Genomic DNA, 26,059 nt, shown 5'->3' with positions numbered 1-26,059 from the left:
GGAAAATGTTACTTTCGAGTTGAGCATAATTTCGATATTCGTAGGAAATAAGGATATACCGGGAAACCGGTAGAAACAAAAAAAGGAGAGCCGTTAAAGCTCTCCTTTTAGCATTTCTGCTGTATATCTTTACATGCCTACATAGCTGTTAAGCATGATCGGCATGATAAGCATAAGCGTATTCTCTCCTTCTTCCTGTACATTGGGGAGGATGATACCCGCACGATTAGGCTCTGAAAGTTCAATGGTAACCTCTTCTGTATCGACATTGGAGATCACATCTAATAAAAGAGAAGCATTGAATCCAATCTCGATATCAGATCCTTCGTAATGGCACTTCAGGGTTTCTTTCGCTTCATTCGCAAAATCCGGATCTTCTGTTGTTATTTCCAGCTGATCCCCCTTTACAGAGAAACGTACCTGGTGCGTACTTTTATTTGAGAATATGTTTACCCTGCGAAGGGTTCCTAGTAGTTCTGTTTTAGAGATGTAAAGCGTGTTGGGATTATCAACCGGTATTACGTTTTGATAATCGGGATATTTCTGATCGATGAGTCTGCAAACGAGCAACAAATCATCGGTCTGAAAAAAGGCGTTGTTCTCATTATAGTGAATGATCACATCCTTATTATCATTGGGGTCAAGCGAACTCTTCAATAGATTGAGAGCCTTTTGAGGTACGATAAAATTAGTTGCCTCTGGCACACTTACATCGACTCTTCTATACCGAACCAGTCGGTGAGCATCTGTAGCAACGAAAGTCGCTCCAGACTCATTGAGATCAAAATAGATTCCATTAAGGGCAGCTTTATCTTCATCTGTAGAAGCCGCGAACAGCGTTTTACTCACAGCCTTCAGTACGGTATGCATAGGCATCCGAATAGACTCTGCGTGTTCAGGCTGAGGAATGAGAGGAAAGTCCTCTCCATTTTCTCCACTGATTTTGTATTTCCCGTTTTCAGAGTTGATTTCAACTCCAAAATTATCCTCATCTATAGAAAAGGATATGGGCTGCTCCGGAAGCGCCTTCAGGATATCCTGAAGGATACGAGCAGGAATAGCAACTTTCATGCTTTCCCCATGTGCCTCTACCGGCAATTGGGTTTGCATAGAGGTCTCCAGGTTTGTAGTAGAGATTGTAAGGCTATTGTTTGCTATTTCGAAAAGAAAATTTTCGATAATAGGTAATACAGATCGGGAGGGTATTGCCCCAGATATACGGCTTAGCTGCCGCGACAATGATGTCGAAGAGACGATGAAATTCATAACACGCTGCTCTTAAGGAGGTTGGGACTTTCTGAGCAAGAGCAAGGATAGCCCCTGGCCAGGAAGTATTTACAACAAAAATAAGAATCTTTGAGTAAAGATGAGAAAATATTTTGTAAGTACTAACTTGAAGCTTTAAAAAAAGCGGATGCAGATCGTATTTGAGGACATTGAAAAATATATAGAGTCTTATAGTTCTGAAGAACCGGAGCTTCTAAGGAAATTGAGAAGGCGAACCCATGTGGAAGTTCTCTATCCGCGTATGCTTTCAGGGCCCTATCAGGGGAGACTTCTCGCCATGATTTCGCACTTGCTAAGGCCTGAACGGATTTTGGAAATAGGAACCTTTACGGGCTATTCCTGCATATGTTTGGCAGAAGGTTTGGCAGCGGGAGGAAAGATAGTTTCCCTTGAATTGATTCGGGAAAGAGAAGACTTCATTAGAAAATGGCTGAAAGAAGCAGGAATTGAAGAACAGGTCGAACTTATATTTGGAGATGCTTACGATACTTTGCCAAATCTTTCAGGCGAATTCGACCTCATTTTCCTCGATGCTAACAAGGCTCGTTATCTCGATTATTACCATCTCGTTTTCCCTTTACTCAAAAAAGGAGGACTAATTTTAGCAGATAATGTGCTTTGGGATGGAAAAATTCTCTCAGATACGTATACAGATAAAGAAACCCTGGGCATCCGTGCCTTCAATGATTTCGTTGCTCAGGATGAAAGGGTGAGTAAAGTCCTGCTTCCTATACGCGATGGCTTATATCTCATTCGGAAAAACACATGAAATTAAGAGCCTTTCTTACCTTTGCTTGATATTAGCTGAAGGGAACTTGCAATAAGAAAGGGCTATTTTTTATTTTAAGGTTCTGAATATCAGGCAACCCTATGAAAAAATTAGTTCTTATCTCCCTCATCCTTATGCTGGGCCTTTTTATTAACCTAAAGGCTCAGGATGTACCCCCTACTGTATCTTATTGTGATATCGAAATAAAATTGAGCCCTGACGCACAAACCCGAATCAAAGAATATTACCGCCAAATTGTAGCTAGCCCTCGCTATTTCAATGAGATGGTGAAAAGGGCGCAACTTTATATGCCCTTTATTGATGAGGCTTTTGCGCAATATGATATTCCGGAAGATTTGAAATACCTGGCCATCCAGGAAAGTGCCCTTCGTGCAGATGTAGTTTCCAGTTCAAAGGCAGTTGGTTTCTGGCAGTTAAAAGATGGAACGGCTTCAGATTTAAATTTGCAGATAGATGGAGATGTGGACGAAAGGATGCACATTTTCCGCGCCTCACAAGCTGCTGCTAAATACTTAAACGAAGCAAATAAGGGCTATGCTAACTGGGTATATGCGCTCCTATCCTATTATGAAGGTCCTACAGGTTCGGTTCCTTATACCAATCCTGATTATTATGGGGAAACCTCCATGCATATTAGTGCCAATGATCATTGGTATATTCTGAAAGCTATTGCAAATAAATTGGCCTATAAAGAGGCTTTGAGCTCAAATGAACGTCCCGAACTCTACCTCATGCCATTCGTCGCTAAAGCAGGTACGTCTATAAAGGAGCTTTTGCAAAAACATAATATAGAGGAAGAGGAATTTTTGCGCTACAATAAATGGATTAGAAATAGTAAAAGAATTTCTCGTAAAAAAGACTATACCTATTATATCGTACGAACAGGGAGCAGCTATATTGGCCATATTCCTGATCCACTAAAGGTTGAGGAGGAAGGAAAAATGTCAGACCGCAAAGTTCTGGCTGCGGCACCTCCAGTAGGAGATCTCAAAGCTCTTGAGAAAGAAGATAAGCCTGAACCAAGGATGGTTTTTGCCGATGAACAGCGAGTTAAAGAAGAAAAGCCTATTCAAACTTCTACTCAATCCATTTCTCAACCCAATCCGGTAAATGCCAACATATTTGCTCCTAAGGCAATCGATATACATGCGCAGATGTCCGGAGATTTTGTCGAGTTCCAGCTTCGTCATGACTTGGATTATGGGATTGAATTTCTGGAATACACCGGCTATACCCGTGTGGCAGAGATTGCAGACCGTTACAAGAAGGGCCTGGCTGCCTTTCTTTTATATAATGGATTGGTGCCCGGAAATGAACCAGAGAAGGGAAGCATCATATATATAGAAAGACCGGAAAGGAGAAGCTACCATATTGTTGAATCAGGTGAATCCCTGACTGACATAGCTGCAGATCATTTGACCTCTGTTGCCCGAATTCAAAATCGGAATCGTATGTCTGCTTCTAACTTCACCATTTATGTGGGGCAGAAATTATACCTGAAGGATCGCAAACCCAAGGAGGAAAAAATCATCATACTCTCAGCAGAAATCGAAGAGCTTGAAGCTATAGCCGAAACGGAATCAGAGAAGCCGCAGGAAGAAGAAAATCTATCAGCAGAAGTGGAAACTCCAATAGCGATTAAGGAAGAAGTTGAAGAGCAAAAAATAGAGGAAGTAAGTCCACCTCCTACCCTTGAAGTAGAAGAAAAATCAGAAGAAAATGCTGCTGAGGAAATGGTGAATAATACAGAAGAAGCCATGGAATTCTTTAATCCGGAATCCCAGGAATTTAAACCGGTTTGGGTCCAGCATATCGTTGCAGAAGGAGAAACCCTTTGGCAGATTTCTCAAAAATATGGGACCCAGGTGGACCTGATTAAGAAAATCAATAAACTGGAAACTGATGCGATTATCATGGGGCAATACCTACGGGTTCTCGCAACCAAAAAATTCTAGTAAAAGATATTTTTCAGAAGAAAAGCCTGCTTCATTGGAGTGGGCTTTTTTTTATCTGAATCAATTTATCTCAAGGGCTAAGGATTTTTGCATTAAGCTTAACCCTTTTTAAAAAAGCACGTACATAAGTATGTAATCTGAAAAGATTAGAAACATACACACAAAAATCTCCATGTTTATATTACTGGCTTGTTTCTTAATCATTATTTGGCTCATGACTACCCCGGGTAGCATGATGGAAGTCTGGGGAAGTAATTCTCTGGGTTTTGGAATGAAAATCCTTTGGTTAGGTGCTATGCTGGTGCTCCCCATATTGGGATCTGTTGCATGGATTGTAAACGCATAAAAATACAGGCGGAACACGCCCTAAAATAGTTTCCTCATAAGTATAATAGTCATTACACGCTAGCCTCCTCCTTCCGGGGAGGCTTTTTTTATTGTCCTATTTCCATATTCTCTATATTTGCCCTATGAATACCAATGAAGTCATTTGGCAAGTACTCAGATCAGGCTTTCCATTACTGATCCTCGTCGTATATGGAATGCTGATTACCAGTGTTTGGCGTAGCGAGAAATTTGACCAGAGCCAAAGATGGAAATGGACTTCGATCATTGCGCTCCCCGGCATCATTACCTTCGTCTTATTTTTGGTCATTGCCAATATGGAAATAGAAAGTCAGTTCGTCATGAATATCATGGGAGTCATTTTTCTATTCCTTCCCTTTACAGGAGTCTTTGCCTGGTTGGTGGGGACAAGGTGAGGGAAAGGTGTTAGCGTTTTAGGGTATTAGGGTATTAGGGTATTAGGGTATTAGGGGGAGGGAGTTAAATTATTTACACAAACACGCTAACACACAAACACCCTAACACTTATTCAACTGATAAGGCATAAACCGCAAAAGAAGCCAACCAATGCTCGCCCGCATAATCTCCACTAGCAATGTGAGGAAGAGTTGCCAGAATATGTCGATTGGCCGTTTCTAATAAAAGATCTTTTCTCGGATCGCCTTCGGGCAGTACCTGTGCAATTCCCAGCATACACCAGCTACGGCTGAGGTTTAATCCATCCAAATGTACAATCTGACCATCACTGCGATCTGAAACGGTAGCAGGTTCTCGCAAATTGATATTCAGGCTTGGCATAAAGCGACCGTACCAATCCCTGAAAGATTCTGGTTTTAGGACCCTCCGCATCAGATTTGCTTCCTCCAGGCAGGGCGAAAGAAAATCAGAACCTCCCGGTTCCCAGTCTGCGGGACAATCGGCATCAAATCCATAATAACGAAGCGCTGTTAGCTCAATCAGGCTTTTAAGCTCTTTATGCCCACTGCTGACTGCATAGTCATGAGCGAAAGACAAACCGAAGGCCGTATTGGGATGAACACCCGTACGTATGGGATAAGTCTGTCTAGGGAGAAAGTCGAGATAGCGTTTGACGAAAGTTTCTGCCAGAGGTTCCAGATTCCTACTCCAGATTTTCCCGTCTACATCCTCCCAATCCCTGAGTTCTTCTGATAACTTTAAGAGCCAGGCCCATCCATAGGTTCGTTCGAAAGACTTCCTGCTCCTCTGATTTAAATAAGCAATCTCAGCTCGAATATTTTGGGCGGAAAGATTTTGGGAAATGGAAGTCCGAATCTGCTCTTCTTCTGGTAAATCCGGAAAGAGTTTCAGCAAACGTATCAACATCCAATGACCATGCACAGAAGAGTGCCAGTCAAAACAACCATAGAATGCAGGATGCAGTCGGCTCGGTCCCAGAATCTCCTTCTCGCTGTTTATCACATGGCTGAGTTTGTTTGGAAATTCTGTGCCGATACAATGGAGAGCTAGCTTGGCAAAATGAGAAGCCCCTGCCTCTGTCAGGCTGGGTCTTCCACTTTCTATGTCAATGTCTATATATGCGACACTATCTTCCTCCTGGCAAAAAGCAAGTTGCAGACAAAAAAACAAAAATAAAGCAAGGAAACCCCGCTTGGAGGAGAGAATAGGAAGGCTTGTCGACTGCATGTGTACGAATATATAAATTCCTTGTTCAAATCACAGCTTGGATTGTATATTGAAACTTCATCTAACGCAGAAATAATGAGAACTATTACGCTAGCAAAACTATCAACTGTTTGGCTGTTTGCGATCCTGCTTCTTTTAGCACCGGATGCAATGGCCCAGAAAAAGAAGAAAAAGAAAAATGCGGAGCCGGAAGTAGCTACCCTTAACTATGAAGAAGGACTATACGACGCCTTAAGCTGGCGCTCTATTGGACCTTTCAGAGGAGGTCGTTCCGCAACGGTTACGGGAGTACCCGGAAATCCTACCCTATTTTATATGGGAGCTACAGGAGGAGGAGTTTGGAGAACCAAAGATGGAGGCTCCACCTGGGAAAATATCTCAGATGGATACTTTGGAGGCTCGATTGGAGCCGTGGCTGTTTCTGAATACGACAATAATATCATCTATGCAGGAGGAGGAGAGGTTACTGTCAGAGGAAATGTTTCTTCAGGCTATGGCATGTATAAATCTATGGATGCTGGTAAAAGCTGGGAAACTATAGGGCTGGAAGGTTCTCGCCATATTCCCCGCATTCGCATTCACCCCAAAAATCCTGATCTGGTTTATGCAGCGGTAATGGGAGATTTGTATAAATCTTCTGAGGTCCGCGGAGTCTATCGTTCGAAGGATGGAGGAGAGAATTGGGAGAAGGTATTGTTTGTAAATGAAGATGCAGGTGCCGTTGACCTTATCATGGATCCTAATAATCCACGTGTACTCTATGCGAGTACCTGGAGAATCCGCAGAACTCCCTATAGCCTGATTTCAGGGGGAGAAGGTTCTGGCCTTTGGAAAAGTACCGATGGAGGAGATAACTGGACGGAGATCACGGGAAATAAAGGACTGCCGAAAGGAGTGTGGGGAATAAATGGCGTTGCTGTTTCTCCTGCCAATTCCAATAGAGTCTGGGTCATTGTAGAAAATAAAGACGGAGGTGTTTTTCGTTCGGACGATGCAGGGGAAAGCTGGAGAAAGCTGAACTCCGACCGTTCCCTTCGCCAACGTGCCTGGTACTACACGCGTATCTATGCGGATACCAAAAATGAAGATGTCGTATATGTAATGAATGTTGCTTACCATAAATCCACAGATGGAGGTCGTACATTCAAATCATCTAATGCACCTCATGGAGACCATCATGATCTATGGATTGCCCCTGAAGATCCCATGCGCATGATTATCGCTGATGATGGAGGAGCCCAGGTTTCTTATGATGGAGGCGAAAACTGGTCAACCTATTACAACCAGCCCACGGCTCAGTTCTATCGTGTTACCACCGATAATCATTTCCCCTACCGCATCTATGTAGCCCAGCAGGACAATAGTACCTTACGTATCGCTCACAGAACCAATGGAGGTTCTATAGGCGAGAGAGACTGGGAGCCTACAGCCGGAGGAGAAAGTGCACACATAGCCGTTGATCCGGATGATAGTGATATTGTTTATGGAGGTAGCTATGGAGGATTCCTGACTCGTGTAAATCACAAGAGTGGAGAGACTCGTTCGATCAATGTATGGCCGGATAACCCTATGGGAGCGGGAGCAGAAGCCATGAAGTACCGTTTTCAATGGAACTTTCCCATCTACTTCTCTCCTCATGATGGTAACAAACTCTATACAGCTTCCAACCATATCCATATGAGTACAGATGAAGGACAATCCTGGAAAGTGATTAGTCCTGATCTGACGAGAAATGATGCTTCAAAGCTTGGTTCTTCCGGAGGACCGATAACCCAGGATAATACCAGTGTTGAATACTACTGTACAGTTTTCGCGGCTTGTGAATCTCCTTATGAGAAAGACTTGCTTTGGGCGGGATCAGACGATGGTTTGATTCATGTCAGTAGAGATGGGGGTGGAAACTGGGAGAATGTAACTCCTCCAAGCAGTATCATGCCTGAATGGATGATGATCAATAGTGTTGATCCGGATCCTTTCACAAAAGGGGGACTGTATGTTGCTGGTACCTTATACAAGGCTGGAGATTATAAGCCTTACCTCTTCAAAACCAAAGATTACGGAAAGACCTGGACAAAAATTACCAATGGAATTGCGGAAGAAGACTTTACCCGGGTGGTAAGGGCTGATCCCAAGAGACAGGGACTTCTCTATGCAGGTACAGAAGCAGGAATGTATATCTCCTTTGATGATGGAGCTAGCTGGAAGCCTTTCCAACTGGATCTTCCTATCGTTCCCATCACGGACCTTACTGTCAAAAATGATAACCTTGTAGCAGCTACCCAGGGAAGAAGTATTTACCTCATTGACGACCTGACTCCTTTGCATCAATTGAATGAAGATATTGCTGTGAGTGATATGCATTTGTTCAAACCCATGCCGAGCTATCGCATGCCGGGATTCGGTGGATTTGGTAGATCAAGTAGAACTGCGGGTAAGAACCATCCCGGAGGAGTAATGGTGCATTACTACCTCAAGGATATGCCAGCTGATTCGGTAGAAATGAAATTGAGTTTCCATGAAGCCGATGGCGATCTGATCAAGGAATATTCTTCCAAGGATAAAAAGACGGCCAGATGGTTTGAAGGAACCGAGGAAGGAATGAATCGCTTCGTTTGGAACATGATGTACGAAGATGCCAAATCCTTCAAAGGAATGATCATGTGGGCCGGTTCCACCCGTGGACCCCGCGCAGTACCCGGAACTTATAAAGTGAAGTTTACTGTGGGAGATCAGGTGCAGGAACAGGAATTTGAAATTCTGCCTGATCCAAGAAGTAGCAGCAGCATAGCTGATATGCAGGAGCAGTTTGATTTCATGATTGCGGTTAGGGATAAGTTGACAGAAACCCATGATGCGATCATAGACATCCGCAAAGTTCGTGGGCAGTTGGGGCAATTGAAAGATAGAATTGCTGAAGCAGAGGATATGGATGATGTGATGGATAAAATGAAGCAGATCAATAAAGACATGAAGGCAGTCGAAGAAGCCCTTTATCAAACGAAAAACAGAAGTCGTCAGGATCCCTTGAATTTCCCCATCAAGCTAAACAACAAACTGGCCCACGTTGGTGCCTTGAATAGCCGTGGCGACTTTAAACCTACCGAGCAATCCAAAGAGTTCTTCCAGGAAGTAAGTGGAAATATCAATGAGCAGTTGGACAAGTGGAAGAACATCCGGGAAAAAGATATTCCTGAACTGAATAATATGGTCAAGCAGAAAAGCGTAGATGCGATAAACATCAAACGCAAGCAAGATGCTGATCAGGGATAATAGAAAATAATCTATGAATCAAAAAAGGGCTGCGTATGTACGTGGCCCTTTTTACTTATGCCTATCCCTGTAATTTTCTTTCCTCAACTCAGACTTATAAAATCAAAGCCTATCCTGATTATGCCCATCTATCTAAAAAGGAACCTTATTCTGGCAGTTAGCCTCTTATCCGCAGCATTTATTTACACCTTACTTATCGCACTTATCACCGCTGCCGATATCCAAAGCATTCACTTCTTTTTTGATGCCCCAATGAGCATAGCAGGATTTAGTTGGCTGAGTTTGACCATCGCGTCTTTTGTGGATCGAAAGTGGAAAGAAAAAAGCAGGCATTTGATCTCAAACCTCTACCAAAAGATCGGGATTAGTTTTGGCCTCATCAGCATCGTTTTTTTTGTTTTCTACTGGGGAATGCAATTAATTTTTTCCGGTCAGATAAGTATGAATATCAATAGGTGGAGAGAATTATTTTTTAGTCTGCCTTTTCCCCTGCTTATCTCTTTTGTCTATTTAATTCATATACATATAAAGCAAGTCTATAGTAAAAGGGATCGAGTTGAAAAAGGAAATGAAAGCGACCCGCAGACAGTTCAAGCTTTCGCCCAAAGACTACTGAGTATAAAAAAGCATAAGAAGTATCCCATTTCCGTTGAAGAAATTCATCTGATTGCTGTGGAGGAAGGCTTGGTATTTGCCTTTGACCGACACAATCAAAAACACCTTTTGGCTGAGCAAAGCCTAAAGAAACTGGAAGCCAAACTCGATCCTCAATTCTTTTTCCGGATCAATCGATCCGAACTTGTGCATATAGATGCAGTAGAGAGTTATGAGCCCTATTTTAAGGATCGCCTCGCTCTTCAGATAGTTTCTCGCAAGGAAGCCCTCTACACTTCCAATAACAGATCTCCTTGCTTCAAAAAATGGCTGTGCTGAGGCTTCTCTTTATCCTGAATTTCCCGGCGTTTAACAGAATTTTCCCTCACTTTAGGAGAAAAAGAAGGTCCTTTGAGATTGTTCAGCCTTTCTTGGGCTAAAAATCAATCTCATGAAAAATGTATTCGTCTTAGCTTTTTGTTTTAGTGGCTTATTATTTTCTCAGAATGCTCCCTTGAATGAAGAAGCCTGGTATTTGCAAACCCAGGACAGCCTTCGGTTATATATGTACGAATTTGGGCAGGGAGATCCGGTAGTTGTTTTGCATGGAGGCTATGGCTCAGAACACAGCTATATGCTGGATTTCCTGCTGCCCCATCAAGAAAATCATCGCTTCATTTTGTTCGATCAAAGAGGCTCCCTTCGTTCTCCTATTCCCTCAAAAGATCTGGATCGTAAAATCTCTCTAGAATTATTGGTAGAAGATTTGGAATCCATTCGTAAGGAAGTGGGAGTAGAAAGGATGAAAATTATTGCCCACTCAATGGGAGCAAATTACCTCTATAATTATCTGGAAAAGTATCCGGATCATGTGGCCGAAGCGATCGTAATATCAGGCTTTATCCCTAAATGGCCAGATGAAGAAGAAATGCAGATCATGATGGGAACACAAGTCGAGCGGCAGAAGTTTATGCAAAGACAGGAAATCAAGGAGGAAATAGCTAAGCTGGCTGGCACAGATATAGGAGCTGGGAAAAAGGCTTCTTACCAATGGAAGATACAGTTTTCAGCAGGACAAATTTATCGTATAGAAAAGTGGAGGCAGGTGAAAGGCTTATTCTTTAATCCGGAAATCAATAAGAGAATCAGTCCGGAAAGGAGTGGAAAGAAATTTAATTTTCTGGATGATATAGCAAAGCATCCTTATCCGATCACCTTTATCTTTGGCTATCATGAATTTGGTGATTATGGAGTGAAATTGCATAGTCGTTGGTTGGATGAAATGGATGGAGTAGATCTTCATATTCTGGAGGAAGCCGGACATGCAGTATGGATGGATAAACCTCAGGAGTTTGCAGAGATTTTGAGCAAGGCTTTGGAATAATTTGTAATATGTAGGCTGGCTTAAATGCCCTTCCTACAATTAACATCTGCTAAAGCTCAAATAGACATGCCAGAACTCAATCTATCCAAGGTACGTGCACATTTCCCAGCCCTCGATAAGGAGTGGATTTTCATGGACAATGCGGGAGGTTCTCAAACCCTTAAACCGATTGTCGATCGGATCAGTGAGTACTATTATACTTCGGATGTACAGCATGGAGGTTCGTATGAAATCTCTCAGCTTTCTATGGATAGAGTGGATGCTGGGACGGCTTTCATGGCTGAGTATATTAATGCAAAACATCCTTCAGAAATTGTGATGGGTGGTTCGACTTCTCTGGTCTTGAGGATCCTGTCTATCAGTCTGGGAAATACCTTCAATATAGGAGACGAAATCATCGTATCAGGCTGTGATCATGAAGCCAATGTCAGTCCCTGGATGGACCTTCAGGGAAGAGGGATCAAGGTAAAAGTCTGGCAAGTAAACCCCGAGACCTGGCAATTTGAGTTGGATGATCTGGCAAAACTCATGACAGATAAAACTCGTCTGGTTTCTTTGACCCATACTTCCAATATTCTCGGTACCCTCAATCCGGTCAAGGAGATTGCCAAATTTGTACATGATCGTGGAGCTTTGATTTGTGTGGATGGTGTAGCTCATGCTCCGCATCGATTGATCGATGTGCAAGATACGGATGTGGACTTCTATGCCTTTAGCTATTACAAAGTCTATGGTCCCCATTATGCCATGCTTTATGGCAAGCAGGAGCATCTTTTTAAGATTCCTGGCGTCAATCATTATTTCATTGATGGAGAAAACTCCCCTTACAAATTTCAGCCGGGAAATGTAAACTTTGAGTTTGCCTATGGGATGTTGGGACTGGGAGATTATCTGGAAGATATGTACCGTGCCCATTTCCCCAATGGATCGGCTTCAAAAAGAGAGCAAATGCAAGCGGTCTTTGATCTTTTTGCGGATCATGAAGAAAAACTGGCCAATCGTTTTCTGGATTTTTTGAATAGCCGATCTGATATCCGGATCATAGGCCTGGAAAGTGGAGATAAAAATAAGCGGGTGCCAACGATTGCCTTTGCTCAGGGGAAAAGAGACAGTGAAGAAATATGTCTGGCGACCGATCCACATAAAATTGCGATTCGATTCGGTGATTTTTATGCCAAGAAATTGATTCAGGATATGGATCTTGAGGAACAAAACGGAGTCGTTCGGGTGAGTTTTGTGCACTACAATACGATGGAGGAGGTAGATAAGTTGATTGGGGTTTTGGAGGGAGTTTTATAATTACTTTGCCACTTTTTCTCTCATAAAGTGACACAAAAAGTCGGAACGAGAAGAGCCAGCCAACACGCTCTCCATCCCCGAAATTCTCGTTCCATCTCCAACGCGCCTTTTTGGGATCGAATATTATATACTTAAATATCTGTCATTCCGGCTTTAATTTAAGAGCCGGGATCTCTAGCTATTAATAAATGATGCTAAACACACGCTTGTTATCCCGAGCCCCGTCGAGGGACCTACATCTCTTCTCATTTTCTTTCCACAACTCAATTGAAGACTTGGAAAAACTGAGGTAAAGGCATAGGCCCCTCCGCTCAGGTCGGGGTGACAGATTGTCGAAAAATTTAATTCACCAACAAAGAAAGGCTGTCAGAAAAGCGGGAGAGATTGGCAAGACCTTCTTCTTCATTGACCTTGATAAACTCTTTTGGGAAAAGTCTGCTGATCCCGGAATCATTATCATCAATGATAACAAATTGATCCGGCTCAAAATTATCTTTCAGCCATTCTTTGATAAGGGTTCCCCGATCCGGGCGGATGGCAAATCCTTCTCCCATTGATAAGGTACTAATGACTTCCCCTTCTATGCCGTATTCTTTGAAGATTACCTGCAAAGCTTCCAGCGAAAAGAAAGAACGCCAATAGGAAGATATGACGATTTTAGCACCACTTTCCCGCGTGATTTGATTGAGATTGGCAATGGCATCCGGGCAAAAGTCAGCATTGAAAGTATATTTCTTTTTGCGCTCTTGCTTTCGCCAGTAAAGTTTGCCTCTACCGGTGTTAAGGACACCGTCTATGTCAAGGAAGATGATACGACTTACCTCCATATTTTTCTTTTAGGTCTTTTCCCACTTTTTCTAAAAAGTGGGAGATCCTTCGCTAAGTTCAGGACTAAAGATTCGGAACGCAAAAACCGAGCCCGCTCGCTAGGTTTTCGCCCTGTCGGCCGATCCCAAATGTACTAATTTATTCATCCTTCCCATCCAGGTCTGGAAGTACAATAGCATTAAATGGACTGGGTTGAGCCATCATAGCTTCTACTTCTGCGCTTTTTCTGGGGGCGTCGCCGGAAAGGATTTCACAACCCTCAGTAGTGATAAGGAAATCATCTTCTATGCGAACCGGGATGTTCCACCATTTTTCGTCGGTAGGACTTCCTTTCGGAATGTAGATGCCCGGCTCTATGGTAATAACCATGCCTGACTTCAAAACATCATATTCTCCTTTGTCATGTACATCTAGTCCGATGTGATGACAACATCCATGGGGATAATATAAATGTGCTCCGGTTTGGGGATTGATCATGTCTTTGCGGCTGGTGCTTTTCATCACTCCGAGTTCTACCAGGCCTTCGTTGATAACATTGGCCGTTGTGAGGAAAAGGTCGCTGAAATTGGTTCCTTCTTTGCAGACCTCAATGGCTGCTTCCTGAGCTTCATATACGAGGTCATATATGGCCTTTTGCTCGGTCGTGAATTTCCCATTTACAGGAAGGGTACGGGTAACATCAGCTGTATAACCGTGGTATTCTGCACCCAAATCCATGAGGATGAGTTCTCCGTCTTCAATTTCTGGTTTGTAGTTTTCGATGTAGTGTAAGACACAGCCATTATGTCCGGCTCCCACGATACTCGGATAACCTTCATATTCTGCCCGGTATTTTTTGTAGACGAATTCGTGCATACCCTGCACTTCAAGTTCTGACATACCGGGTTCCATGGCTTTCATGACTTCTACCTGTCCCAGAGCAGATATCTTAACGGCTTTTCTTAAGAGCTCCATTTCGTCCGCCGTTTTTATCCCTCTCAGCTTGACCATGATCTGGTCCAGGCTTCGGGTGTCCAGGTTTTGCTTTTGGGGCTGAGGCACTTCTTCCGTACTGAGTTTATTCCCAAAATAATTTACTTTATCCTTGAATTGAATAATCAAGTCATAGAGATCTCCTTTTTCTCTTGTATCCCTCACATCATCCTGGAAATCATAGAAAAGAATTTTATCAAACTTCCCCCATTCCAGATCGAAATCCTCAAATTCTTCTCCTGAAAAAACGGTCTCAAATGCCAGTTTGTCCTTGGCTCCATCTTTACCTAATCTTGCGCCTTCCCACATTTCCATCAGGGCATTGTTTTTACGTACAAAGATGATTTCGTCATAGTTCTTATTCCCTTCTTTTTGTTCTTCTGAAAATACCAGCAACATAGAGTGTGGTTCCCGATGGCCTGTCAGATAGTAGAAATTGGGATCTTGATGAAAAATGTAATCAACATCATTGGCCCGGTTTCTGACGGGATTGGAGAAAAACACTGCCACCGAGTTCTTGGGCAATCTTTCTCGTACTGCCTCCCTACGTTCTTTATGAAAATCAGAACTCAGAAAATCATCAGGATGACTGGGACTTTGCGCATAAATTTCCTGGACCATTCCAAGGCTGAAGAAGATCAGGCAGCTGATTAAGATTTTTTTCATTGTATGTGATTTTGGTTATCGCTGATTTTAACAAAGTTTAAAATTAGGAAAAATCATGTTCCATTTGCTGCAAATGAGCGATTATAATGAGAAATTGGAAGAGAAAGAAAGCTTGAGCTGATCCTAACTTTAAATTGCTATATATAATGAAAATTCTACGTCAAGACTTGCATGAAGCCCATCCTCAGGCTAGAATCTCTCTCTTGTTTCAGTACATGAAAGAAAAGGGCCAGGCCCATTATGAAGAGGATGTAAGCCAATATCAGCATGCGCTTCAGAGTGCAGCCCTGGCCTCCCGCCAAAATGCCAATCATTTCATGTTGAGTGCGGCCCTACTACATGACATGGGGCATATGTTGGCTGAAGATATGGAAGGTGATATCAATCCTACGGAAAAGGATGATTTTCATGAAAATCTGGGTGCGAGTTTTCTTGCCGAATTCTTTCCTGCCTCGGTTACGGAACCTATTCGCTTGCATGTAGAAGCCAAACGCTATATCTGTACGACGGATAAGCAATATTTTGAAGGGCTTTCCTCGGCTTCCCAGAAGAGTTTCAGACTGCAAGGGGGAGATATGGATGAAAGCGAGCAAAAGAATTTTGAGGCACATCCTCATTTTCAAGAAGCCATTCAACTCAGAAAATGGGATGACCAGGCCAAAACAGTAGGCCTGGAAATCCCGGAGATTGAAGTATATGAAGCAGTGCTTCTTAGGGCATTAACACTTTAGGGCCTTTTAGGGGCTGTAGTTCGAAGGCAAGTTGTCTGGGAAAGAAGCACTTTTGCTTATTACAGGCCTGGTATAGAATGGAGCCTTTCAGCTGCTCAATGGGTATGGATGAGAAGGAATTAGACTCAAATTCTATCCAGACTTCTATTTTTCCCTGGAAAACAGCTGTCCTTTCTATACCTCCGAGCAAGATGATAGCTGCTTTGGGAAAGAGCACTTTCTCTACCTCAATAGGAAGTCTGTTTTCTAGCTGTATTTGTGTGGGGATAAAATTTTCATTCAAGACCTCATTGGCCTGTATGTAAAATCCCTGTTCTATCAGAAAACTCAGACGCATACTCTGACAATCTGCTGTACGTATAATCTTACTTTCTTCCGGGAGAAAACGCAAAAAATTTTCCTGCCCCCATCCCTGTAAAGGGAGCAAGAGCAGGAGGAATATTTTATAAGAGTTCATGAAGCCTTTCTTGAAGGGCCACCAATTCAGCATCAAAGTCCTTGGAGTCCAGCAAGGAATAGAATTGAATCTTTCCTTCGGGATCAATGAGCAAGTTTGAAGCAAGTACAACTTCATCTCTTGTCAGGTCTGGCAAAACTCCTTCAGGCGCATAAGAAGCGGCTACTTTACCTTCAGCATCCAACAAGATGGGGAAGCTGAAATTGAATCTATTCTGAAGTTTTTCCTGTACGAGCTTTTTGTCTTCTTTTACATCAATGATTAGTACTTCTACATCCTGATCCTTGTATTGCTGAGAGATCTTCTCAAGGGTAGGGGCTTCCGCATTGCAAAAGGGACACCAGGTAGTGGCGAAGTGGATGACGAGGAATTTTCCTGCGTAGTCTGAGAGACGTTTTGTGGATCCGTCGAGATCTGTAAGTGTAAATTCAGGAGCTTTTTCTCCCAGATTATATTGGTTTTCAGGAACGATTTCATGGGCTTCTTCGATTGAACGTGATTGAACTGTGTTTGTATTATTCGCGGATTCTGCTGTTGAGCATGCCATGCTTATACAAGCGAGGCTGCACAGGAGTAGATAAATATAAACCGAGATCGGTTGCATGTCGAGGATGAAATTTTCTGCTTTCGTTTGCATATTATCTGTGTTTGCTATGTGAATGTAGCTTGTGTTAGGAGCTATATGACTGTGTGTTTGTTTGTTGATCTCAAGGTGCAAAAGACCTTTATAATTCCTTCGGCTAAATGAGTAGTTGGTAGGAGTAAATGAGTGCTTGGGGAATTCTTTGCAAATTTTGGAAAGCTACAGATCCTTTTTTTTGCTCAGGAATAAAGAATCTGAAGGGCTAAACCAAAGCCCGCGCCCATAGCCCTTTCATCTCCAGGACGCAAAAAGCAGGATTGTTTTTCAGAAGCTGCTGTAAAAATCTTTTCTCATCCGTTAGTCTAATCGAAGCCGGTTTCGAAGGAGGCAAATAGCGCAATGCCTCATCCCAACAATACTTAGAAATAAACCTGTAAAACATGAAAAGAAACATTGCTCACAGGGCATACTATGCCCTTAGCTGCTTACTATTGCTCTTTTTTACCTCTTCCCTACACGCAAACAATGTAGAAGTATCGAATGTCAGCCTCACCGGGCAGAACACCACAGACCAAACCGTACAAGTTCAATTTGATCTCGCTTGGGAAAATTCCTGGCGAATTAGTGTGGGTCCATCCAATTGGGATGCGGCCTGGGTCTTTGTGAAGTTTCGTCCTAGTGGTGGTGATTGGCAACACGCAAGTTTAAACTTTGTAGATGGAATTGCTGCCAATGACGGACATTTGGAAGCAGCTGGAAGTGTCATTACAACTCCCTCTGATGGCAGAGGAGCTTTTATTTACCGAGATGCTGATGGAAGTGGAGATGTGAGTTATTCCGATTTACGCTTATTGTGGAATTATGGAAGCGATGGAGTAGCCGACGGACAGTTGGTAGATATACAGGTATTTGCCATTGAGATGGTTTATATTCCTCAAGGAAGTTTCCGGCTGGGAGATGGAGCCGGGAGTACAAGTGCCGGAAAATTCCGAAATGGGATTTTGGCTGTACCCTATACGGTTAGTTCAGAAAACGCGATTAATGTTTCCAATACTATTGGAAATCTATACTACAGCTCAGTGATAGGATCGGGAGATCAATTGGGACCTATTCCCGCTGCTTTCCCCAAGGGATTCAATGCCTTTTATTGTATGAAATATGAGGTGAGCCAGGGACAATATGTCGACTTCTTTAATACCTTGACAACAAGCCAAAAGACGGATCGGGATATTACCAACTCCAATCATAAAAATTCAGATACTGAGGTAGCCAGAAATACGATTTCCTATACCAGCGGAAGTGCTACAAGCAGCTCTCCAGACAGAGCCCTGAATTATGTCAGTAATCAGGATGTTCTTGCCTATCTCGATTGGTCGGGACTTCGCTTGATGACCGAACTGGAATTTGAAAAAGCTTGTCGCGGTACACAGCTAGCCGTTCCGGATGAATTTGCCTGGGGCAGTGCTGATATTTATTCACCTGCATCCAACTATAGCCTTTCAAATGACGGAACTCCTGCAGAAGGAATTGCTGATCCGGGTAGCTTGATTGGAAATGCTATGTATAGCACTACAGCTGGAAGCATTGGAGGGCCTGTGCGTTGTGGGATATTTGCTGCGAGTGCTATAAATAAAAGCCGTGAAGAATCAGGAGGCACTTATTATGGAATCATGGAAATGAGTGGCAATGTCTATGAACGTGCAGTAACTGTTGGAAGTCCTGCAGGGAGAGTCTATACAGCTTTGCATGGAGATGGTAACTTAACAGTAAGTGGGGAACATAATGTAACAGGCTGGCCAGCATATACAGGCTCTATTGGATATCGGGGGGGCGGATACCTTGTTGGTTCTAGTTTCGCTCGTGTTTCAGATCGGGATGATGCTGCTACTGCATCAAATATTGTCAATAATCGGGTAGGTTTCAGAGCAGTTCGTTCGGCTCCCTAATTCACCTAAGGATCAATAAGCATAATTATGCATAAGTTAACGCATGGGACTCTCGTCCTCCTTATGTTGCTATGGTATCCTTATTCATATGGCCAGTATGAAGGAGGAGAAGGAGACGGCAATGATCGGGCTTCAGCTATACAGATTGATTTGCAAGGTCAGTCCCTTGGAACAAATATTCTTTACAGTGGCGGGACGGGTGACGGCCAGGATAGGGCCAATACGCAATCCTGGCTCAATGGAGCAGTGAGTAGCCAATTGTATTCCGGGGGATATGGAGATGGGCAGGATCGGACTTCGATCAATGCTTATCTGGATGGAACGGATTTGGCAAATTTGTATGCCGGAGGAAACGGAGATGGGCAGGATATGATGAGGACACAATTATTTCTCAATAATCAATCTTCATCGGCTTTATATTCGGGAGGTTCCGGAGATGGTCAGGATTTCTTCAGCACCCAGAGTTTTTTATCTGGAATCATGCTGGATATGCTGTATGCTGGAGGAAATGGAGATGGACAGGATTTGGCCTTCGTTCAAAGTTCTATAGCCGGGATAGACCTGGCAGCACTTTATAGCGGAGGCAATGGGGACGGAAATGATAAAGCAGATTATTTAGGCAGTGCCATTCCTTTCCCCGTAACTCTACTTTCCTTCGAAGCCTTTCCGGAAAACGAATATGTTGTAGTGCAATGGGTAACCGAATCAGAACTCAACAATGATTTCTTTACGGTCGAAAGGAGCATAGATGCCGCCTTATTTGAAGGCCTCTATGAAGTAGCCGGAGCGGGTACGACAGCTGATATCCAAACCTATGAAACGAAAGACGAAGAACCTCTGGACGGTACATCTTTCTACCGATTGAAGTCCACAGATTTTGATGGAGCCTTTACCTATTCACAGATTGTAGAGGTGAATTTTGAAGCGCCTTCCGCCTGGAGACTTTTACTTTACCCCAATCCAAATTCAGGAGAATATATCAATTTCAAGCTCTCTGGTATAGAAGCAAGAGAAAGCTTTCATCTGGAAATCATCGATATGCAGGGCCGAAAGATTTGGGAGAATGATTGGCAAAGTGATGCCCCGGTTCTCGAAGCAGGGATTGATCTGAATAGACGCCTTCCGGAAGGAAGCTATCAGGTACGGGTAAGCTCTCGAAACGAGCAGCTTAGCAAATTAATCATAATTAGGTAGTTAAAAAGCAGGAGCAATTCTGAGCATCTCAGATTGCTCCTGTTCTATTTTTTCGCTTAGGCAAGCGGAAAATATTCCGGCGATGGTAACATAATCTCGCCTAAGGGTCACATAATTTAAAACATATCATGAAACAAACATTAACCTTCTCTCTCCTCCTCTATTTCCTCCTATTAACAAACACAAACAACTTACAGGCGCAAGCCGACATTTGTGGGATTAGACTCATCCCAGACAACAGAGTCGCCAGCTTCGCTTTCGGCGAACAGGTAAAAATCGAATTTGATTACGAAGTCACAGAAGCAAGCGGTGCCCGAATTTTTGCTCGTCCTTTTAGTGGAGGGGCTTTGGCTAGTGGATATGCTGCTAGTGGGTCGCCTTTGTACAGTGGAAACGGTACAGACGATGGGACCTTTACCATCAATTCCACTGAGCAGATCGTAGATGAAATTCGGATACGCGTAACCAATGCGGATCAAAGCACGATCCTTCGAGAAATGTGGATTCCGGTTGAATATCATTTTGGTGAAAGTGGGGTCAACCATTTTTCCTATTCCCATGACCCTAAAGTATCCAGTCTGCTTTTGGGAGAACAATTTGAAATTACCTTTGATTATAATGCCAATCATGCGGGAGGTAATCGAATTTTTATTCGCCCATTTACTGATGGAGCCTTGACTGCCGGATACGGAGCTTCGGGTTCTCCAAGCTTTAGCGGTACCGGAAGTCAAACCGTGAATTTTACCATTAATTCTGGCAAAAATGTGCGGGTAGACTCCCTCAGAGTTACCGTACTAAATGACGATCAATCTACACAATTGGATCAGTTTTTTATTCCGGTAAACCTTTACTTCTCTACGGTAAAAATTTTTAATGTTACTGCCATGGGTGATCTCCTTTCTCCAAATGGAGAGAACAGGACAATCCAATATTCATTTGAAACGACTGAAACGGCAGGTGCACGTATCTTTCCTCGTCCCTGGTCCCTCGATGGCTTGACTCCAGGTTATTCGGCTTGTGGTTCCGGCGTGAATACGGGCTCAGGTTCCCTTTCCTGTAATTTTAGCATTGGTAGTGGAAATAAATACGTGGACCACATTCGCTTCAAAGCAGTGAGTCCGGATCAAAGTGAAGAATATCTGGAAATCCTTTACCCGGTGACCTACTTTTTCGGAGAAGTAAGCATCGAAAATCTCAAACTTTGTCCTCAAAGCCCTGTGCGTATGGAAAATGGAGAGCGCGTGAACGTTAGCTTTGATATCGAGAACAATACAGGCGCAGACATTCGGGTATTCCCCAGACCATTCACCAATGCTGCGCTGAGTCCTGGATACGGAGCCTCGGGTTCCCCGCTTTATGGAACAGGTGCTAGTCCTGCCAATCATTTCTTCACCATCAATGGAGGAGATGTAAAGGTCGATCACATTCGCTTTAAAGTGACCAATGGAGATCAATCGATGGATTTGGGAGAATTTTTCGTGCCTGTTGACATCACCTTTGGAGGCATGACAACAAATCTAGAAGAAGAGCTAGTCGTTGAGGAACTCAAACTTTACCCTAACCCCTTCCATCAAAACCTACACATAGACTTTAGCCCAAAAATCAGTGGAGAAGTAAGGGTATCTGTATCTGATTTGCAGGGAAGGAAGTTGGGAGAAGTAGCTCGTAGAACTATGTTCGCCGGTCAGGAAGAACGGATTCAAGTTAATGCTCAGGACTTAGGCATGAGTCCCGGACTTTATCTCATCACTTTTGAAGGAGAAGAATTTCGCTTTGCGAGGAAAGTGGTGCTGAATTAAAACCCCTTCGCGCAGTCGCCATTCCCCTCAGGAGGGGAATGCGCGCGCAAGGCCAAATGATTTATTCATAAAAGTAGGGGCAGCTCATGAGCTGCCCCTACTTTTGAAGGGAAACGGGCTTGCGGCGGTAGGCTTAATTCCCCTATATTGAGTGATTACACTCGCAAGCATGGTGATAAGCATATCATCAGATGAAAAAATTTGGAAAACTACTACTGGGCCTGATCCTCTTTTTGGGCTTGCTTTATGTTGGATTGATCAGCTACCTGAACTCGGGGAGTTCGGAGCCGGACAATAGCGTTTGGGAATCCTACATCGGTCGAGACACAACGGTGGGCATCCTGCCGGATCAATACGCCAATTATTTTACCTATACCCTCGCCCGAACGAATCAAGACCTTGGTTTTAAGATTAAAGGAAAATTTCCTGATGCTCGTTATTTCAGTTTCAATGTCTATAGTCTGGGAGATAATGCCACTCAGGGTTCTTTGGTGGATTATCAGATTGGAACAGATTCGGGAAACCCCAATCCCTTTGTGGCAAATAAGGACAGTGTAGAAACGGGTGCTGACTATACGGTATACATTGTACCTGAGCATTACAAAGGCAAGGAACTGTCCAATATGTTGAGCTTTAGGGATGATGTGAAATTGCTGACGATGGTGATTCGGATGTACGACTATAATGTGGATGATCAGGGAGGAGTTGAATTGCCGACGGTAGAAGCATTTACGATTGAAGAGGAGGAAGGAGAAATGACTTTTGAAAATAGTAATCTTCCCCGTGCGCTGAATCTCCGGATGATTGTCCGAAATTTCAGTTTGCCGAAAATGGTCAAGCGCTTGAGTCTGCTGTATGAGACGGAGAGTGAAGCTTCTCTGGAAAGTTTGGGGAAAGAGCAATCCCTTACGGCTTTGCCTTTCCATGCCATTGACAGCAAAGGCTTCATAGAGAATAATGATAATCGCTATTTGCTGGCAGGAATCACAAAGCAGGAGGATGAGGTCTATCTCTTTCGCTTCAAATCTCCCAGTTACACCACCGGACCGGAAAACATCAATCAAACAGAAGTTCGATACTGGTCCTTCAATTTAGGCAATGCCGCTTCTTATAATTTCAATGCCCTGAAAGACGAGGATGCACTGGTCGATAGTGCGGGCATTGTGCACATCGTTCTGGCTTCAGCTGATCTCGAATTGGAAAAGCGATGTGAAGCTTTGGGCTACAATTTTCTCGAATGGAACATGCCCTGGAAAGAAGCTTTGATTCTATTTCGACATATGCTGGCTAAGCCGGATTTTGAGGCACAAATTGATGCTGTTCCTCCGATCAAAGAAGGTATGAAGGATTTTGCCGAGACGGAAGCTCCCTTTTATATGGGAGATTATGCGCCCAGAGGAGTTCGGATGTCAAAGGAAGATTTTCTGAAGGAATATAGGGAAGATTAGGCGCGAGATAGCTATTCCTTAAGATAGGGTTTTGTGGGAATCTTTATGGAAAATGCATGGAGAACTGGTCCTTTAGGAAAACACATAAACTATGAAACTATCTATCCATACTCCCTGTAGCGAATCCTTTGATAAGTTTGAACCTACCAAAGCCGGAGGTTTCTGCCAAAATTGCCAGAAAGAAGTGATTGACTTCACCTCTATGACGGATGCTGAGGTCCTTCGATATTTTAAAGAAAAGCAAGGCAAAACTTGTGGTTACTTTACCCCATCTCAACTAAAATCCTATCCATCAATCACAGAATCTCATAGCAGATGGAGTCCCGGATGGATAGGCGCAAGTCTTCTGGGCATTTCTTTGTTCACCTTTTTCCCCATAACAAATACCCATGCCCAATCGAATAATGTTCCACAGGCAATTGACCTAACTTATTTAGAGATGGCTAAGGTCCAAAGACCCACGAAAACCTCGGATACTTTTCGGGTAAGGGGTGTGGTTGTAGATGAGAGCGATGAACCCATGCCAGGAGCTAGTGTCTTAGTTAAGGGAACTACCAATGGAGTTTTTACAGATGTAGATGGAAAATTCATTCTGGAGGGCGTGAGTAAAACTGATGTCCTTATATTTTCATACGTCGGTTATGAAAGAGAAGAATACAACATCAAGAAGAATCAATCAGATATTCAGGAGTATGTTCTGGACGTCAAAATGGAGATGGATCACCTGGCTATCATGGGAGAAGTTGCCGTGGCTCAAATCTATTCCTCCAAAAAGACGATCTGGCAGAAACTAAGTGGACTTTTCAAATGAAGCATCTAGCAATTATCTGCTTACTTTTTGTTCATTCGATAACTCATGCTCAGTTATCAGATTTTGGAAACATTGATTTTCAGAAGGCGGATAGCATAGCGGAGCTTTATGATGGGGAACGTCTGGAAATGCTTCCCTTACTCGCTCATAATCTCACTCGAGATTTGGATTCAGAGGTAGAGAAATTTCGGGCCATTTACACCTGGGTCTGTAGTAACATCACAAGCGACCATGGAAGTTTTGTGAAGAATCGGAAGATGCGGGAGAAATATCAAGATGATGAGCAGGCCCTGTCCCAATGGAATGCTGAATTTCAAGTGGAGGTTTTTAATAAGCTTTTGAAATCAAAGAAGACGGTCTGTACGGGTTATGCCTACCTGATGAAGGAATTATCTTATTTCGCTGGGATAGAATGTGTGATCGTAGATGGATACGGCCGAACCGTAGTTTCCAATGTAGGCGAAGCCAGCATTCCCAATCATTCCTGGAATGCCGTTCAACTCAATGGCAAATGGTATCTATGTGACCCTACCTGGTCCAGTGGGCATACTTTGATTCCTTCATACAAGTTTATTCAGGAATACAATGACGGCTATTTTTTAGCTGATCCGGCTGTATTCGTCAGGAGTCATTATCCCCTGGATCCTGATTGGATTCTGATGGAGGAAGCACCTTCCTTTCAGGAATTTTTAGATGCTCCTTTGATATACAAGCATACCTATAAACAGCAATTGATTCCGATTGAACCCAAACAAATGAAGGTAAAGTTGGCAAAAGATGAACTGCTGCGCTTTGTCTTAAGTGGTCCCAGTAATTTGGATTTGGACAAGATTCGTTTGGAAATCGCTTCCGGGCCGAACAATGTGTTAAGCGTAAAACCTGAAATTCGGATGATGGAAACAGGCTTATTGGAATTGACTTATCCCTTTAAAAAGCGAGTGAATCATGATGTCCACATCAAGTTGGGAGAACTTTATATTGCTACGTATGTGGTGAAGATGGGGAAAGCTCGTTTACATTGACTTTCAGTATTCTTGAAGCAAGCTCAAGTCTTCTCTTTTCAATTTAAGGATTAGCTTTTCCTTCTCAGATTATAATTGACCTATAGCTGTATATACCTAAAAGGACAATTTTTGCAGGAGTATGGCAATTAGGATTTCTCCTTATTCAAACTTTCGAGTTTTGCAAGAAAACGATCAAAGTCTAGATTTGTCTGATCGAGAAAGCTTAGCATTTCCGAATCTTCCTGGAAGAACATCCGGAGTTCCTTTAGTTCTTTCTTCGAATTTTTATTCAGTTTCTTTTGATTTAGCGTAATGAGTCTATTGTTTGAATCCCGAAGGATATACTCTCCCTTAGACTGGTTCTGTTTCAAGTCAAATTCGTAGAGGTCGTATTTCCCTTCTGTAAGGGCCAAAAGGAAGTAATGAAAACCATTATCCTTTATCTGAAATTCAACTAGCAAGTAAGGCTTGAATTTATGCGGAATGAAAACACTTCGATAGGTAAGTCCTGCATAGGTATACATATCTATATCCTTGGAGAAATACAGGTTTTTCTTTTTGCCGCAATCAGCCTTGATTTCTACTTGCTCTCTGGGTTTGAGGTTGGGACGTTTGACACATCCGTCGATGATCTCATTGGATTTTGTAATGATTTTTCCCTCGACCCATTTGTTCTTTTGGGCCAGAGATAGTTGGAAACTAAGGCTGATAAGCAGAAAAGAGAAGCTGACGCTTAGAAAGGAATTCATTGTGTTTATGGTTTAGATAATCGTACACGAAGCTAGGGAATCTGAGAAAAGATTTCAAGGAAGAACATATTCAAACAACAAAATCCCAAAGCCGAAACTTTGGGATTTTTTCGTGGAGCATGGCGGAGTCGAACCGCCGACCTCGTGACTGCCAGTCACGCGCTCTAGCCAACTGAGCTAATGCCCCATATTTTGAGGTCTTGCAAAGGTAGCAGATTCTTCCTGACATATCAAAATACTTCGATTAGATTCCTGGGCTTTCCTATAAAAAATTAATCCCTT

22 protein-coding genes and 1 tRNA gene are annotated in these 26,059 nt (G+C 43.0%); 15 read left to right on the top strand and 8 right to left on the bottom strand.

The features are described from left to right. Positions 1 to 129: 129 nt before the first annotated feature. Positions 130 to 1,266, bottom strand: a complete 1,137-nt coding sequence (gene dnaN / locus R8P61_24100) for a DNA polymerase III subunit beta (GenBank protein MDW3650177.1) — start codon at positions 1,264 to 1,266, stop codon at positions 130 to 132. A 148-nt stretch (positions 1,267 to 1,414) separates the two neighbouring features. Between dnaN and R8P61_24095 the strand changes: the two genes are divergently transcribed. From R8P61_24095 to R8P61_24080, 4 genes are all read left to right on the top strand, one after another. Beyond that, positions 1,415 to 2,056 (top strand): O-methyltransferase, encoded by a 642-nt coding sequence (locus R8P61_24095; GenBank protein MDW3650176.1) that lies wholly within the window; start codon positions 1,415 to 1,417, stop codon positions 2,054 to 2,056. A gap of 101 nt (positions 2,057 to 2,157) precedes the next feature. Then, a complete protein-coding gene (locus R8P61_24090; protein MDW3650175.1) occupies positions 2,158 to 4,032 on the top strand; it encodes a LysM peptidoglycan-binding domain-containing protein in 1,875 nt (624 codons plus the stop codon). 172 nt (positions 4,033 to 4,204) lie between these two features. Continuing rightward, complete coding sequence (locus tag R8P61_24085) at positions 4,205 to 4,378, top strand: hypothetical protein (GenBank protein ID MDW3650174.1); 174 nt, start codon at positions 4,205 to 4,207, stop codon at positions 4,376 to 4,378. 124 nt (positions 4,379 to 4,502) lie between these two features. Beyond that, positions 4,503 to 4,793, top strand: coding sequence for a hypothetical protein (locus tag R8P61_24080; protein ID MDW3650173.1), 291 nt, complete (start codon positions 4,503 to 4,505; stop codon positions 4,791 to 4,793). A gap of 109 nt (positions 4,794 to 4,902) precedes the next feature. Here R8P61_24080 and R8P61_24075 read toward each other — a convergent pair whose 3' ends face one another. Next, the gene (locus R8P61_24075; GenBank protein ID MDW3650172.1) at positions 4,903 to 6,042 is read right to left on the bottom strand and encodes a DUF2891 domain-containing protein; all 1,140 of its coding nucleotides are present in this window, start codon (positions 6,040 to 6,042) and stop codon (positions 4,903 to 4,905) included. Positions 6,043 to 6,117: 75 nt separating this feature from the next. On the opposite strand from R8P61_24075, the gene R8P61_24070 reads away from it, so the two are divergent. The 4 genes from R8P61_24070 (at position 6,118) to R8P61_24055 (ending at position 12,589) form a co-directional block, all read left to right on the top strand. Continuing rightward, a complete protein-coding gene (locus R8P61_24070) occupies positions 6,118 to 9,312 on the top strand; it encodes a glycosyl hydrolase (protein MDW3650171.1) in 3,195 nt (1,064 codons plus the stop codon). A gap of 120 nt (positions 9,313 to 9,432) precedes the next feature. Next, on the top strand, positions 9,433 to 10,245 hold the full coding sequence (locus R8P61_24065; GenBank protein ID MDW3650170.1) for a LytTR family DNA-binding domain-containing protein: 813 nt from the start codon (positions 9,433 to 9,435) through the stop codon (positions 10,243 to 10,245). A 112-nt stretch (positions 10,246 to 10,357) separates the two neighbouring features. Then, complete coding sequence (locus tag R8P61_24060; protein MDW3650169.1) at positions 10,358 to 11,290, top strand: alpha/beta hydrolase; 933 nt, start codon at positions 10,358 to 10,360, stop codon at positions 11,288 to 11,290. 66 nt (positions 11,291 to 11,356) lie between these two features. Next, positions 11,357 to 12,589 carry an aminotransferase class V-fold PLP-dependent enzyme gene (locus R8P61_24055; GenBank protein ID MDW3650168.1) on the top strand — a complete coding sequence of 411 codons (1,233 nt, stop codon included), beginning with the start codon at positions 11,357 to 11,359 and terminating at the stop codon, positions 12,587 to 12,589. A 341-nt stretch (positions 12,590 to 12,930) separates the two neighbouring features. Here R8P61_24055 and R8P61_24050 read toward each other — a convergent pair whose 3' ends face one another. Beyond that, positions 12,931 to 13,416, bottom strand: a complete 486-nt coding sequence (locus R8P61_24050; protein MDW3650167.1) for an HAD domain-containing protein — start codon at positions 13,414 to 13,416, stop codon at positions 12,931 to 12,933. Positions 13,417 to 13,555: 139 nt separating this feature from the next. Next, positions 13,556 to 15,055, bottom strand: a complete 1,500-nt coding sequence (locus tag R8P61_24045) for an aminopeptidase P family protein (protein ID MDW3650166.1) — start codon at positions 15,053 to 15,055, stop codon at positions 13,556 to 13,558. Positions 15,056 to 15,201: 146 nt separating this feature from the next. On the opposite strand from R8P61_24045, the gene R8P61_24040 reads away from it, so the two are divergent. Beyond that, complete coding sequence (locus R8P61_24040) at positions 15,202 to 15,786, top strand: HD family phosphohydrolase (protein ID MDW3650165.1); 585 nt, start codon at positions 15,202 to 15,204, stop codon at positions 15,784 to 15,786. Here R8P61_24040 and R8P61_24035 read toward each other — a convergent pair. Continuing rightward, a complete protein-coding gene (locus tag R8P61_24035; GenBank protein MDW3650164.1) occupies positions 15,767 to 16,243 on the bottom strand; it encodes a hypothetical protein in 477 nt (158 codons plus the stop codon). The genes R8P61_24040 and R8P61_24035 overlap by 20 nt on opposite strands. Continuing rightward, positions 16,230 to 16,880: a redoxin domain-containing protein gene (locus tag R8P61_24030; protein MDW3650163.1), complete on the bottom strand. Its 651-nt coding sequence runs from the start codon at positions 16,878 to 16,880 to the stop codon at positions 16,230 to 16,232. The genes R8P61_24035 and R8P61_24030 overlap by 14 nt, the downstream gene beginning before the upstream one ends. A gap of 386 nt (positions 16,881 to 17,266) precedes the next feature. Between R8P61_24030 and R8P61_24025 the strand changes: the two genes are divergently transcribed. The 6 genes from R8P61_24025 (at position 17,267) to R8P61_24000 (ending at position 25,046) form a co-directional block, all read left to right on the top strand. Then, the gene (locus tag R8P61_24025; protein MDW3650162.1) at positions 17,267 to 18,772 is read left to right on the top strand and encodes an SUMF1/EgtB/PvdO family nonheme iron enzyme; all 1,506 of its coding nucleotides are present in this window, start codon (positions 17,267 to 17,269) and stop codon (positions 18,770 to 18,772) included. Between the two features lie 27 nt (positions 18,773 to 18,799). Further along, positions 18,800 to 19,966: a T9SS type A sorting domain-containing protein gene (locus R8P61_24020; GenBank protein MDW3650161.1), complete on the top strand. Its 1,167-nt coding sequence runs from the start codon at positions 18,800 to 18,802 to the stop codon at positions 19,964 to 19,966. Positions 19,967 to 20,094: 128 nt separating this feature from the next. Then, positions 20,095 to 21,765 (top strand): T9SS type A sorting domain-containing protein, encoded by a 1,671-nt coding sequence (locus R8P61_24015; protein MDW3650160.1) that lies wholly within the window; start codon positions 20,095 to 20,097, stop codon positions 21,763 to 21,765. 191 nt (positions 21,766 to 21,956) lie between these two features. Further along, complete coding sequence (locus R8P61_24010; GenBank protein ID MDW3650159.1) at positions 21,957 to 23,213, top strand: hypothetical protein; 1,257 nt, start codon at positions 21,957 to 21,959, stop codon at positions 23,211 to 23,213. Positions 23,214 to 23,304: 91 nt separating this feature from the next. Further along, positions 23,305 to 24,024 (top strand): carboxypeptidase-like regulatory domain-containing protein, encoded by a 720-nt coding sequence (locus tag R8P61_24005; GenBank protein ID MDW3650158.1) that lies wholly within the window; start codon positions 23,305 to 23,307, stop codon positions 24,022 to 24,024. Next, positions 24,021 to 25,046: a transglutaminase domain-containing protein gene (locus tag R8P61_24000; protein ID MDW3650157.1), complete on the top strand. Its 1,026-nt coding sequence runs from the start codon at positions 24,021 to 24,023 to the stop codon at positions 25,044 to 25,046. The genes R8P61_24005 and R8P61_24000 overlap by 4 nt, the downstream gene beginning before the upstream one ends. Positions 25,047 to 25,174: 128 nt before the next feature. On the opposite strand, the gene R8P61_23995 is transcribed toward R8P61_24000, so the two are convergent. Further along, positions 25,175 to 25,777, bottom strand: a complete 603-nt coding sequence (locus R8P61_23995) for a hypothetical protein (protein MDW3650156.1) — start codon at positions 25,775 to 25,777, stop codon at positions 25,175 to 25,177. Between the two features lie 113 nt (positions 25,778 to 25,890). Beyond that, positions 25,891 to 25,964: transfer RNA gene (locus R8P61_23990), tRNA-Ala, on the bottom strand. Positions 25,965 to 26,059 lie beyond the last annotated feature (95 nt).

The organism is Bacteroidia bacterium, assembly GCA_033391075.1.
In the GTDB taxonomy this organism is placed as follows: Bacteria; Bacteroidota; Bacteroidia; order J057; family J057; genus JAWPMV01.
Note: the sequence above shows the minus strand (reverse complement) of the source record. Positions and strands in the feature narration are given on the sequence as shown.

Excerpts from the sequence above, each read along its gene's own strand:
- R8P61_24060 (MDW3650169.1), top strand. The coding sequence starts at position 10,358 with ATGAAAAATGTATTCGTCTTAGCTTTTTGTTTTAGTGGCTTATTATTT.
- R8P61_24050 (MDW3650167.1), bottom strand. The coding sequence starts at position 13,416 with ATGGAGGTAAGTCGTATCATCTTCCTTGACATAGACGGTGTCCTTAAC.
- dnaN (MDW3650177.1), bottom strand. The coding sequence starts at position 1,266 with ATGAATTTCATCGTCTCTTCGACATCATTGTCGCGGCAGCTAAGCCGT.
- R8P61_24065 (MDW3650170.1), top strand. The coding sequence starts at position 9,433 with ATGCCCATCTATCTAAAAAGGAACCTTATTCTGGCAGTTAGCCTCTTA.
- R8P61_24025 (MDW3650162.1), top strand. The coding sequence starts at position 17,267 with ATGAAAAGAAACATTGCTCACAGGGCATACTATGCCCTTAGCTGCTTA.
- R8P61_24075 (MDW3650172.1), bottom strand. The coding sequence starts at position 6,042 with ATGCAGTCGACAAGCCTTCCTATTCTCTCCTCCAAGCGGGGTTTCCTT.
- R8P61_24015 (MDW3650160.1), top strand. The coding sequence starts at position 20,095 with ATGAAACAAACATTAACCTTCTCTCTCCTCCTCTATTTCCTCCTATTA.
- R8P61_24055 (MDW3650168.1), top strand. The coding sequence starts at position 11,357 with ATGCCAGAACTCAATCTATCCAAGGTACGTGCACATTTCCCAGCCCTC.
- R8P61_24000 (MDW3650157.1), top strand. The coding sequence starts at position 24,021 with ATGAAGCATCTAGCAATTATCTGCTTACTTTTTGTTCATTCGATAACT.
- R8P61_24085 (MDW3650174.1), top strand. The coding sequence starts at position 4,205 with ATGTTTATATTACTGGCTTGTTTCTTAATCATTATTTGGCTCATGACT.
- R8P61_24010 (MDW3650159.1), top strand. The coding sequence starts at position 21,957 with ATGAAAAAATTTGGAAAACTACTACTGGGCCTGATCCTCTTTTTGGGC.
- R8P61_23995 (MDW3650156.1), bottom strand. The coding sequence starts at position 25,777 with ATGAATTCCTTTCTAAGCGTCAGCTTCTCTTTTCTGCTTATCAGCCTT.
- R8P61_24080 (MDW3650173.1), top strand. The coding sequence starts at position 4,503 with ATGAATACCAATGAAGTCATTTGGCAAGTACTCAGATCAGGCTTTCCA.
- R8P61_24020 (MDW3650161.1), top strand. The coding sequence starts at position 18,800 with ATGCATAAGTTAACGCATGGGACTCTCGTCCTCCTTATGTTGCTATGG.
- R8P61_24005 (MDW3650158.1), top strand. The coding sequence starts at position 23,305 with ATGAAACTATCTATCCATACTCCCTGTAGCGAATCCTTTGATAAGTTT.
- R8P61_24030 (MDW3650163.1), bottom strand. The coding sequence starts at position 16,880 with ATGCAAACGAAAGCAGAAAATTTCATCCTCGACATGCAACCGATCTCG.
- R8P61_24045 (MDW3650166.1), bottom strand. The coding sequence starts at position 15,055 with ATGAAAAAAATCTTAATCAGCTGCCTGATCTTCTTCAGCCTTGGAATG.
- R8P61_24035 (MDW3650164.1), bottom strand. The coding sequence starts at position 16,243 with ATGAACTCTTATAAAATATTCCTCCTGCTCTTGCTCCCTTTACAGGGA.
- R8P61_24095 (MDW3650176.1), top strand. The coding sequence starts at position 1,415 with ATGCAGATCGTATTTGAGGACATTGAAAAATATATAGAGTCTTATAGT.
- R8P61_24040 (MDW3650165.1), top strand. The coding sequence starts at position 15,202 with ATGAAAATTCTACGTCAAGACTTGCATGAAGCCCATCCTCAGGCTAGA.
- R8P61_24090 (MDW3650175.1), top strand. The coding sequence starts at position 2,158 with ATGAAAAAATTAGTTCTTATCTCCCTCATCCTTATGCTGGGCCTTTTT.
- R8P61_24070 (MDW3650171.1), top strand. The coding sequence starts at position 6,118 with ATGAGAACTATTACGCTAGCAAAACTATCAACTGTTTGGCTGTTTGCG.